The sequence below is a fragment of the Streptomyces sp. SPB074 genome (assembly GCF_000154905.1).
Classification (GTDB): Bacteria; Actinomycetota; Actinomycetes; order Streptomycetales; family Streptomycetaceae; genus Streptomyces.
This window is the reverse complement of the sequence record NZ_GG770539.1, coordinates 4,713,707-4,716,590: the sequence shown is the minus strand read 5'-3', so window position 1 is coordinate 4,716,590 and position 2,884 is coordinate 4,713,707. Positions and strand designations below refer to the sequence as shown.

General features: G+C 74.5%; 2 protein-coding genes and 1 pseudogene. 2 read left to right on the top strand and 1 reads right to left on the bottom strand.

Going from position 1 to position 2,884, the window contains the following annotated elements:
• Together SSBG_RS19810 and SSBG_RS19805 are read left to right on the top strand one after the other, a co-directional pair.
• Window positions 1–245: helix-turn-helix domain-containing protein (locus SSBG_RS19810; protein WP_037870200.1), on the top strand; the 245-nt coding region annotated here is incomplete at its 5' end.
• A 223-nt stretch (window positions 246–468) separates the two neighbouring features.
• Window positions 469–1,814 (top strand): annotated as a pseudogene (locus tag SSBG_RS19805) (diaminopimelate decarboxylase).
• A gap of 210 nt (window positions 1,815–2,024) precedes the next feature.
• On the opposite strand, the gene SSBG_RS19800 reads toward SSBG_RS19805, so the two are convergent.
• Complete coding sequence (locus SSBG_RS19800; RefSeq protein WP_037870198.1) at window positions 2,025–2,852, bottom strand: SAM-dependent methyltransferase; 828 nt, start codon at window positions 2,850–2,852, stop codon at window positions 2,025–2,027.
• Between the last annotated feature and the right edge of the window lie 32 nt (window positions 2,853–2,884).

Genomic DNA, 2,884 nt, shown 5'->3' with positions numbered 1-2,884 from the left:
CGCTCCTCGCGCACGACGCGGAGCACCGTACGGACCTCGCCCGCACCCTCGCCGCGTACCTCGACCGTTTCGGCGACGTCCCCGCGACGGCGCGGCTTCTCGCCGTGCACCCCAACACCCTCCGCTACCGGCTGCGCCGCCTCCACGACCTCTTCGACGTCGATCTCACCGACCCCGACACGCGCCTCCTCGCGGAACTGGGGCTGCGCGCGGCGGGGTTGCTGCCGTGGCCGGACCGCCCCTGAGCCACCCCGGCACCTTGTGCTCCCGTACGAACCCGACCCCCGCCCCCTCTCACCTCCGCACAAGCCCGTGCCCGCTCCCCGGCCCCTCCTGTCCACCCGTACGAGGGGAACGGCGGTGACGTGGGCCGACGCGCCGCAGACGAGGCGGGGGCGGGTGCCGGAGAGTGGCCGTACGGCGGCACGGACGGTGGCGCCGCCCGGCTTTCGGCGAGGAGACCCGACGATGGAACACGAGCCCCTGGCCCGCAGGCACGCGGCGCTGCGCGAGGCCGCGCGCACCGGACTGCTCGACGCCGGGACCCCGGTCGCCGGCTTCATCGACGTGACGGGGGTGCGCGAGGCCGCCCGCGAACTGCGCGCCGCCTTCGCCGGGCCCGCGCCCATCCTGCACACGTTCGCCGTGAAGGCGGCCTCGCTCGTACCGGTCCTGGAGGTGCTGGACGAGGAGGGCGTGGGCTGCGAGGTGGCGAGCCCCGGCGAGCTGGAACTGGCCCGCGCGGCCGGGGTGCCCGCGTCCCGTACGGTCTTCGACTCGCCCGCCAAGACGGTCGCCGAGCTGCGCGACGCGCTCGCGCACGGCATCGCGGTCAACGCGGACAGCCCGCAGGAGCTGGCCCGTATCGACGCCCTCATGGCCGAGGGCCCGACCGACTCGCCACTCGGCGTGCGCGTCAACCCGCAGGTCGGTACGGGCTCGATCGGGGCCATGTCGACGGCCACGGCGACCTCGAAGTTCGGCGTGGCGCTGCGCGACCCGGGCGCGGAGGACTGGCTCGTACGGCAGTACGTGGAGCGCCCCTGGCTCACGCGCCTGCACACGCACACGGGCTCGCAGGGCGTCGCCCTGGAGCTGATGGCGGAGGCGGTAGGGGTGGTGTACGAGCTGGCGGAGCGTGTCAACCGCGAGGCGGGCCGCCGGCAGATCGACACGATCGACATCGGCGGCGGCCTCCCGTCAACTTCGAGGGCGAGGAGACCGCGCCCCGCTTCGCGGAGTACGCGGAGCTGCTGCGCGAGCGGGTCCCCGGCCTCTTCGACGGCCGCTACACGATCGGCATGGAGTTCGGCCGCTCACTGCTCGCGAAGCAGGGCTTCGTCGCGGCGCGCGTCGAGTACACGAAGACGTCGGGCGGGCGCCGCATCGCGGTGACGCACGCGGGCGCGCAGGTCGCGACCCGTACGGTCTTCGCCCCCGACGCCTGGCCGCTGCGCGTCGCCGCCTTCGCCTCCGACGGCACGCTGAAGGAGTCCCCCGACCTGGTCCAGGACGTCGCGGGGCCCTGCTGCTTCGCGGGCGACCTCGTGGCCCGCGCCCGCACCCTCCCCGAGCTGTCCCCGGGCGACCTGATCGCCCTGTGGGACACGGGCGCCTGCTACTTCTCCACGCACTTCGCCTACAACAGCCTCCCGCGCCCGGCGGTCCACGGCTTCTGGACGGACGGGGAGGGCCGCACGCGCTTCGCCACGATCCGCCGGGGCCAGTCCCTGGCTGAGCTGCTGGCGGAGAGCGGAGGGCCGGAGTCGGGCGGCCTGCAAGGGGTGGGCGAACCGCCCGCCGCACGCGGCTGAGGGGCACATCGGTCCTGCGGTGTCCTTTGCTCCGTACGGCCCCGAAGTGGGCGCCGCGGGGCGTCCTTTTCCGTACGGAGCTCAGGCCCCGCGCGTCCGGAACGGCACCGGGCCGCGCGTTCCCGCGTGGATCGTGCCGCTTCGCGGAGCGGAGTCCCGATCATCCCCGGATGTGTGTGCCCGCGCCAAATCGGCGTGCGTCCAGAAGGGTTACACCGGCCGGCCCGCCGCGGGCCGGGGCGCGGGTTTGCGGGCCACGGCCGCGTAGCAGGCGGACTCGGCCGGGGTCGTGGGGTCCGGGCCCTCGGGGCGCCATGCGTGGCTCGGGACGAGGCCCGGGTCGAGGAGGTCCCAGCCCTCGAAGAAGCGGGCTATCTCCTCGCGCGTGCGGGCCTTGCCGGGGGTGCCCGAGGACGCGTACGCCTGTGTCAGGCGGGCGATGCCCGGCGGGTCGAACTCCGGTGTGACGTGGCTGATCGCGAGCGTACTGCCGGGCGCGAGCGCCGACTTGAGGGCCGCGACGAGCCCGTACGCCTCCGCGTCCTCGGGGACGAAGTGGAGGAGGGCGTTGAGCGAGAGGGCGACGGGACGGGAGAGGTCGAGCGTCGCGAGCAGGTCGGGGGCGCCGAGGAGCGCGGCCGGCTCGCGGGCCTCGGCCTGCACGTACGCCGTACGGCCCTGCGGACCGCTGTGCAGGAGGGCGCGGGCGTGCGCGAGGACGATCGGGTCGTGGTCGGCGTAGACGACATGGGCGGCGGGGCGGACGGACTGGGCGACCTCGTGGAGGTTGGGGCTCGTCGGGATGCCCGTGCCGATGTCCAGGAACTGGTCGAGTCCCTCGTGCGCGAGGAGACGGACCGAGCGGTGCATGAAGGCGCGATTGACGCGGGCGGTGGTCAGGATGACGGGAAAGGCCGCGCGGGCCGCCGCGGCGGCCTCCCGGTCGGCCGGGAAGTTCGTCGTACCGCCGAGGAACCAGTCGTACACGCGGGCCGAGTGCGCACGGTCCAGTTCGAGATCCACCTCGTACGCGCCCATCACCCATCAGCCCCTTCCCCTCCAGGACTTCT

Bases quoted from the DNA above. Each gene is read 5' to 3' on its own strand.
- SSBG_RS19800 (WP_037870198.1), bottom strand. From the start codon at position 2,852: ATGGGCGCGTACGAGGTGGATCTCGAACTGGACCGTGCGCACTCGGCC.